The organism is Vibrio sp. 1249-1 (assembly GCF_033340495.1).
In genome coordinates this window covers 1-7712 of sequence record NZ_JAWOWJ010000033.1, presented here as the reverse complement: position 1 = coordinate 7712, position 7712 = coordinate 1, and the positions used below count along the sequence as shown (strand labels likewise).

At 41.3% G+C, this 7712-nt stretch carries 8 protein-coding genes and 1 pseudogene; 2 read left to right on the top strand and 7 right to left on the bottom strand.

Going from position 1 to position 7712, the window contains the following annotated elements:
- Positions 1–187: 187 nt before the first annotated feature.
- The 6 genes from R7Z50_RS23795 to R7Z50_RS23770 form a co-directional block, all read right to left on the bottom strand.
- Complete coding sequence (locus R7Z50_RS23795; RefSeq protein WP_318136417.1) at positions 188–622, bottom strand: GNAT family N-acetyltransferase; 435 nt, start codon at positions 620–622, stop codon at positions 188–190.
- A 151-nt stretch (positions 623–773) separates the two neighbouring features.
- The gene (locus R7Z50_RS23790; RefSeq protein ID WP_225478274.1) at positions 774–1310 is read right to left on the bottom strand and encodes a GNAT family N-acetyltransferase; all 537 of its coding nucleotides are present in this window, start codon (positions 1308–1310) and stop codon (positions 774–776) included.
- A 1217-nt stretch (positions 1311–2527) separates the two neighbouring features.
- On the bottom strand, positions 2528–3067 hold the full coding sequence (locus R7Z50_RS23785; RefSeq protein ID WP_225478275.1) for a lysozyme inhibitor LprI family protein: 540 nt from the start codon (positions 3065–3067) through the stop codon (positions 2528–2530).
- A gap of 190 nt (positions 3068–3257) precedes the next feature.
- A complete protein-coding gene (locus R7Z50_RS23780) occupies positions 3258–3767 on the bottom strand; it encodes a ClbS/DfsB family four-helix bundle protein (protein WP_225478277.1) in 510 nt (169 codons plus the stop codon).
- Positions 3768–4407: 640 nt separating this feature from the next.
- Positions 4408–4803, bottom strand: coding sequence for an ACT domain-containing protein (locus R7Z50_RS23775; protein ID WP_225478278.1), 396 nt, complete (start codon positions 4801–4803; stop codon positions 4408–4410).
- A 740-nt stretch (positions 4804–5543) separates the two neighbouring features.
- The gene (locus R7Z50_RS23770; protein ID WP_225478279.1) at positions 5544–6038 is read right to left on the bottom strand and encodes a hypothetical protein; all 495 of its coding nucleotides are present in this window, start codon (positions 6036–6038) and stop codon (positions 5544–5546) included.
- Between the two features lie 408 nt (positions 6039–6446).
- Between R7Z50_RS23770 and R7Z50_RS23765 the strand changes: the two genes are divergently transcribed.
- Positions 6447–6686 (top strand): hypothetical protein, encoded by a 240-nt coding sequence (locus R7Z50_RS23765; protein WP_225478280.1) that lies wholly within the window; start codon positions 6447–6449, stop codon positions 6684–6686.
- 59 nt (positions 6687–6745) lie between these two features.
- Complete coding sequence (locus R7Z50_RS23760; RefSeq protein WP_225478281.1) at positions 6746–7018, top strand: hypothetical protein; 273 nt, start codon at positions 6746–6748, stop codon at positions 7016–7018.
- Positions 7019–7168: 150 nt separating this feature from the next.
- Here R7Z50_RS23760 and R7Z50_RS23755 read toward each other — a convergent pair.
- A pseudogene (locus tag R7Z50_RS23755) lies at positions 7169–7606 on the bottom strand (GNAT family N-acetyltransferase).
- Between the last annotated feature and the right edge of the window lie 106 nt (positions 7607–7712).

The following is a 7712-nucleotide window of genomic DNA, read 5'->3' as shown; positions in this document are numbered from 1 at the left end:
GTCAGGTGTAAATTTGGGAAAAGAAACCAATAAACATCAAGACGTTTGACCTTTGATCCCAACCCAGTGCTAACGCCCTGTTAAGGTGTGAGTAACGCAATACCGAAGCCGCCGCATACCACCTTAAACACTAAACGCAACGCATAGTTAAAATGCCACGCGTTGCGAATCACTCTTAAACAGTTTGTTATAAGCGTGGTTTGAGCATATGCACGAACTGTTCGTCCTGCCCTGTAACCTCAAAGCCAAACCTTTTGTAAAGTTGCCCTACTCGGTTTCCTTGTAAGTAGCAAAGCTTTATCGGTAACGACTTTTGTTCAGCAAGCTCAATGACAGCTTTTAATACTTGGCTACCAATTCCTTTACCCTGATGTTCTGGTAATAGGAAAAAGCGACCAAAGTACAGATTCTCAGAATGGTACTGCACCAAGTAACTGCCTACGGCGACTCCATCGACTTCGATGATGGTTGGCTTTTCTTCGACCCACTCATTGTGATGAATTTCTCTTTGAACACTTTCGTCCCAACCAAATACAGCTTTGATTGGTTCAAATTCTGCTGATTTCTTAAGTTCGAATAGGAACTCATAGTTACTATTTTCAGCTTTACGGGTTTCGTACACCTAACTCTCCAAACCTACAATTACGGATAGCTTATAACGCCCTGTTAAGGTGTGAGCAACGCAATACCGATGCTCCCGCATACCACCTTAAACACTAAACGCAACGCATAGCAAAAATGCCAAGCGTTGCGAATCACTCTTAAACAGATTGTTATGCCTTGCCCCACTCGGCTCGAAGGACTGCCAAAACAACTGTATCCCACCACTGTCCTTTGAAAAAACGATGCTCCATAAAATGTGCTTCTTGGCGCATACCCAGAGACTTACAGAGCTTAATAGCTGGCAGGTTTTTACTGATTGTCTCCGCATAAATGCGGTGAACTCCCAACTCCGAGAACCCAAAATCTGCCAGAGCCAAGGCGGCTTCATGACTTAACTTATTACCTTGAGAGGCTCTCGAAAATGCACACCCCATCGAAGCCTGCTGATTGTCCTCTAGCCGTAAACAAACAGTCCCAACGAACTCACCTGACACCTTACACTCGACAGCTAATTGGTATGATCTTCTTGGCTTCTCAGAAGCCTGAGCGATAAACAAGCTTGTTAACTCTCGGTATTTATTAGGGTCACAATCGCTTTCGTCATAGAAACGCTGATATTTAGCATCCTGAGACATAGCAACAAAAGCATCTTCATCGTTCAGAGTCATATCCCTAATAATCAGACGCTTAGTCTCGAGTTTAAACATCGAAAGTTCCTTTTCCTTGTGAGGCATAACGCCCAATTAAGGTGTGAGGCACGCAATGCGATGCTACCGCATACCACCTTAATCACTAAAACTAACGCATAGTAAAAATGCCACGCGTGCCGAATCACTCTTAAATTGTTTGTTAGTACGCTGTTCCTAAACCTTTTGGTTTGCACCAAGACATTGAAATATAGTACGAAACTGTTGGCTTAAAACGCTGAAGCTAAAGGGACAACTGCTAAACTAGAACTCAACCTCAAAACGTAAGTTGGCTAGAAGAAAAACACGCAAACTCCCCTATTTTGACCAGTTTCAAATTAGCAAAGGATTCGGTCACCGAACTTTGACAACCACACCAAAGTACAGAATTGAAGGCTAAAAAGCCAACAACACAAAAGAAACCGCGCCAACGAAATAGCCAAAAAGTGAGAAACCGTAAACGGTGAAATCGACGCGAACACTCCGCACATAGTGCCACCGGAAAGAACGTGAAAGGCACATTTGATCCAGTGAAAAGCTGGAAACCGGAACTGATAAACACCGAAATTTTTACCGTTGATGCCACCCCCGTACTAACGCCGCGTTAAGGGGCAGCAACGCACTACCACCAAACTTCAATTTACCACCGTAAACACCGAGGCCATATTTGAGACAAATTCACCACGCGTTGACTGTCCCTCTTGAACGCCTTGTTAGCTTATTTCATGAAAGCCATTGTATACCAAAAAACTGCCCCTACTACGCCATGAAGTATGAACTTGAGACATACCACTGAGCCGAATTTACAGGTTTGAGCTTTGAATTACCTTGAACTAAACCAAAACCGCCAAGCGTGGAGGCTCACGGAACTTCACACACAAAAGCTGACATTTGAGTTGCGGATTTCACGCGAGGACTTTGTCACTTACACCTAACGAGGCGATGCTTGAATTTGCACCACCTTGATATCAAACCGATAACCGGTAACCGGTAACCGATACAGCTTAGTTAAGAACAAAACGAGTACAAGATAAAACATTGCCAGAGCACGATATCTCGATTTAGTTCGGTGCTAAACATTTGCTATAAGATTCTGATTTTTTAGAGAGTAAGCTAACGCCCTGTTAAGGTGTGAGCAACGCAATACCGATGCTTCCGCATACCACCTTAAACACTAAAACCAACGCATAGTAAAAATGCCACGCGTTGCGAATCACTCTTAAACAGTTTGTTAGGGCTCAGTTACCCAGCGATACTAGTTCGTCTAGCTCACTCTGCAAGCGAGCAGTTCGTTCAAAAACTAAAGTTTCGAGTTCCGAGTAATATATCAATGGGTATAGAGAGCCTCCTTTGTACATATCAGCTACTGATCTCGCATGGGCTTCGATATACTCGTTCCACTTTACCTGTGCAGACCCGTATGCTTCGGTACGGTCACTATCTAGCTTACTCATTAATTGAGCGTAAACCTCGTTCATTTTAACTAATGAACGATTATAACTATCCGAAGCCATTTGGTTCATTTCAGTTTGAGTAATATGCTCAGTGCTACTCGTCTGCATATGAGAAACCGATTTAGTGTTTAAATCTAAAACATGACTCTGCACCGCACTACTTTTTTCTGTGAGCATAGAAGCAAACTGGTTTAAGCCTGAGATATCTAAACCTTGCTCACTCATTTTTTTATGTATATCTAGAACTTTTTGATGCTTATCCAAAATTTCTAATTCAGGTTTTGATTCGATTTTTCGCTTTATAAAATAACCAATGCCCGTCATGAGAGCTCCTAGTAAAACGAAGCCCAACTTTTCTATCATTTCATTCATTTACACCGAATCATCCTATGAGCCCTAACGCCCTGTTAAGGTGTGAGCAACGTAATACCGATGCTACCGCAGACCACCCTAAACACTAAACGCAACGCATAGCAAAAAAACCAAGCGTTGCGAATCACTCTTAAACAGTTTGTTATGTGAATTCTCGATTGAAACGCCTAACTTTTGTACGCATATTTTTCATAGGTGATGATGTATTAAACTGAATCATGCGCCCCAAAGTCCATTGTTCATACCACGCAACACCATACAAATCATGGTCACTTAAGCTTGAAATGAGTAAAAGTATCTCGTTAACTGTAGACTCAAGCTCAATGAGTAAATCATCATATTTCCACTCACAGTACTCTTCGTGGAAGCTTTCAGCGAGTGAGCCTAATTGGTTCCATTTATAACCAGTTTCCGGGAAATCAACATGTTGGTTTTGAGATCTTAAGTGATTCCATTTAAGAACGAGTTTTCCCCAACCGATCAAGTAAGCCACTGTATCACTGACACTAATGACTGTACCTTTGACGTTTCCCTCTACTCCAGGTTTGCGAGCTTTGCTTTCCGGAATTGAACGATAGTCAGCCATGAGTTTCGGAAATATTGAGTTTATAGCCAACTCCAATTCATCCTTATTTCTTGGCACAGAAGACATTTTGACCTCCATTCACATAACGCCGCATTAAGGGGTGAACAACGCATTCCATCCGAATTAAACCATTGTGCCGTAAACACTAAAGCTGGTTCAAACCAAAATTGCCAAGCGTTGTGAATCCCTCTTAAATGCTTTGTTAGTTGCCAAACTTAAAGCTTTGAGTTGAAGTTGATTGCCACTTTGCCAACACTAATTTTACGTGTTTTGAAAAACTCAAATCAGGCGTAGTTTTAAAGCGTCTCTCACTGAAACCACTTGGAACAAACGGCGCCGTAGAAAACGGATTAACAACCCCAAAACGCTCATTTGAAAAGACAATGTCACAGAGCTGACTCTCAACCTGTGATTCGGTTTCTGAAACAGAAAATCCAACCTCAAAAGAAACCTGAGAACGATTTTCACGAACCCGAACGATTCAAAATTGAAGTACAAAACCCCACCAAAAACACACTGATTTTAACTCCAAACATCCTGCTTGAGCTGCGTTTTCCTCGTTGGCAACTAACGCCGCATTAAGTGGTGAGCAACGCAGACCACCGCACTTAAAGTATTGTATCGTAAACACTAAATTCAAAGTAAACCAAAAATGCCGAGCGTTGGGAATCCGTCTTAAATGCTTTGTTAGCAATATGGCTTAACCCTATGCACTGAACTCTTCTAATGCTGAAACTGCCGCTTCAGCTTTACCGCTTTGAACAAAGATATGGTCGTGATAATACGCTGCAATGACATTAGCACTAATACCCTTTGATGCTAACTTACTAGCCACTGCTGCTGTAAGACCTACAGCTTCCAAACTGGAGTGCACCGTCAGAGTTATTTGACTATATGTACCATCAAACGACAAACCTGCCTTTTCTGCCGCTGATTTCTCTAGAACCAAAGTAAAACCCTCAGATTCAATAAACGTGGCAACTGGATTTAGGTCAACATAGTCTGCTAGCACACCAGAAACTGTACAAAATACGAACTCTGATTCCATTAGTTTTGGACTCATCGAACGCAATAATTCGTCTAGGTCTGTGATTCCTGACATATCGGTTTCCTCTTATATTGCTAACGCCCGCTTAAGTGGTGAGCAACGCTACCACGACATTAAATTATTGCACCGTAAACACAAAAGCAGAATCAAGCCAAAACCGCCATGCGTTGCGAATCCGTCTTGAAGCGTTTGTTATGTTTTACCACAACCGACTGATTTATTTGGCAATGAACTGCTTTATTGACCATGTTCTAAGATGTTAGTCACACACTCAAACTCGCTTGGCCACCAAATGCACCAAATACAAAGCGCGTAATTGCGCTTCCCTTTCCAATGAGGCAACCCGACCAACTTTTAACAAGCGCCCTCTCTTTCAAACCACAGCGCAGAACAATGGCAAATTGCCGAGAGAACTGCCAAGCCAATAGGCTGATTGGCAAATACACTAACAGCGACTTTACGCCAGACAGACTATCAACACGGAGGCGCGACTTCGAATTGAAGCAACCCACGAATCTTGAAGAACGAAGTCGGTAGAGGAATTCTAGAATTTGAACAGACAAAGCGGAGTTGCTGAGGCTACTCGATCAAACCGCCAAAGAGACCAAAGAATCAGAGCCCCGAAATCATTTTAGTCATTGAGAATCAAAGAAAACATAACGCCGCGTTAAGGGGTGAACAACGCGATACCACCTAACTTAAACTATTGTGCCATAAACACAAAAGCTAAACTCTGAACCAAAACTGCCAAGCGTTGAGAGTCCCCCTTAAACGCTTTGTTATGCAACATTGCCCTACACTCTAGAAGTAAGATAATTCAACAGCTTAACTGGAAAGTCACTTTCTGGAACATTATCGTCAAATAACCAATCAAAATATTCATCAACAATACAAACTATATCGCCAATCGAATAATATGCTCCCTCTAGTGAAACTCCTCTTTGAGCGCCAAAGAAGTAACTATAATAATCCCTTACTTCAGGCTGGTGCACTGACAAGACCACTTTCTTTTTCTCATTTTTTCCATCTAGACGAAAATGCTTTGAGCCATTAGCCAAGTCACGAATAGCCTTTATTAACTCTTTGATAGGTTGAGGGGACAAATTTATTTTTTTATGAAATAGCTTTGGCCTATTTTCTTTGTCTTCTTTCATCCAGTCGTGGTGTAGATGCCATGCCGTTACAACGAAGTTAAAAAAGTCGTAAGGGTGCTGAGTATCTATGACTCTCTCACGCTCGTACTTCAGTTTATCTCTAAGATCGTTAACTGTTTCAATTCCGACTTTCAAAGCTACTCCCCATACTGTTGCATAACGCCCAATTAAGGGGTGAACAACGCCTCCACCCAGCCTAAAGCATTGTACCTTAAACACTAAATTTGAAGTAGAACCCCAAATGCCAAGCGTTGAGAATCCCTCTTAAATTGTTTGTTATGCCACCTGATGGACAAATAATGCTTTACTTGTCCCCATTTTGTCCCTACCATTAACCATGAACTAAGTCACTTATTGATTTAGTTTTACCATTCACCAGTTATACAAAACGTATAACCTAACAATTAAGGAGTCATGAACATGCATAGAGAAATAAGATGATGATATGTATGGAAAGTTTCTCATCTTGTTGTGGCCGAGACCTACATACATCATTCCTAATGTAGATGAGAAGCAATGGCCTATTCCTTAAGGAAATGGCTCATGACAATGAAAACTTTTAACTTTATTAATTGCGAAGTAAAAATCGAGAAACTAACTAATGAGGATACAGAAATGTTAAATCAGCAGTTCGATTACGCTGTCAATGCAACTAAAGAAGTTGAATACCCCATGGCAAAAAAGAAAGTGATGCGTTGGAAGGACAAGATCTGTTGGCCTAACATTATCACTGGAGCAATCTTTTCTTTGATGCTAAGCCTTATTGTGGGCATGTTTTTATAAAAAATAATTAAGACTGTCGGTGTTGGGTAAAATCAACATCGACTCTTTAAGGGGCATTAATGAAATTATCTAAAGCAGATCGTCGAGTTAGAATCACGACTGAACTTGAAGATAAAATTCTTAAACTAGCTGGAACAACTAAGTTTAATGACGCTTTACCGACTCTTGAAAAGGCGATTGATGTTTATCAAGAGATGAAAGATAAAGGCTTAACTGAATCTTTCGAACAAGCAATAAAAATGTACACTTTACTGAAACAGGCTCAAGAGTCAGGCTCTAAATTTTATGAAATAGATAAAGATGGAGAACGCTATATTGTCAGATTCATTTAATCAAATGCTGCCCTTTGTAGTTGGGTGGCATAACGCCGCGTTAAGGGGCAGCAACGCGCCACCACCAAACTTCAATTTAACACCGTAAACACAAATACCAAGACTTGAGCCAAACTCACCACGCGTTGACTGTCCCTCTTGAACGCTTTGTTATGAGCGTGGTTTAATCATATGCACGAACTGCTTGTCTTGACATACTACTTGAAAACCAAACCTTGAATACAACTGACCTACCCGATTGCCTTGTAAATAACAAAGCTTTATAGGCAAGGACTTTTCATGCGCTAGTTCAACAACACCTTTTAAAATTTTGCTGCCTAAGCCTTTCCCTTGAAACTGCGGCAGTAAGAAAAAGCGTCCAAAATATAAGTAATCGGAATGTTCTTGTACCAAGTAACTACCGATAGATTCACCATTTATTTCAATAATTTTAGGCTTACCATCTTCCCACTCTTGTCGATGGATATCCCGTTAAACACATTCATCCCAACCGAAAACCGTATTAATTGGTTCATACTCAGCCGCTTTCTTAAGCTCGAATAGGAATTCATAGTCACCTAATTCAGCTTGACGAGCTACAAACAAAATACTCTCCAGACTCTTTATCGTTGAAAGCTCTGGTGTACCCCACAAAAAGTAGACAGTACATAACTACATACTTTCGTACTCAACTGGGCTGACGTGCCCCAACGCT

Bases quoted from the DNA above. Each gene is read 5' to 3' on its own strand.
- R7Z50_RS23790 (WP_225478274.1), bottom strand. From the start codon at position 1,310: ATGTTTAAACTCGAGACTAAGCGTCTGATTATTAGGGATATGACTCTG.
- R7Z50_RS23775 (WP_225478278.1), bottom strand. From the start codon at position 4,803: ATGTCAGGAATCACAGACCTAGACGAATTATTGCGTTCGATGAGTCCA.
- R7Z50_RS23760 (WP_225478281.1), top strand. From the start codon at position 6,746: ATGAAATTATCTAAAGCAGATCGTCGAGTTAGAATCACGACTGAACTT.
- R7Z50_RS23785 (WP_225478275.1), bottom strand. From the start codon at position 3,067: ATGACGGGCATTGGTTATTTTATAAAGCGAAAAATCGAATCAAAACCT.
- R7Z50_RS23780 (WP_225478277.1), bottom strand. From the start codon at position 3,767: ATGTCTTCTGTGCCAAGAAATAAGGATGAATTGGAGTTGGCTATAAAC.
- R7Z50_RS23765 (WP_225478280.1), top strand. From the start codon at position 6,447: ATGACAATGAAAACTTTTAACTTTATTAATTGCGAAGTAAAAATCGAG.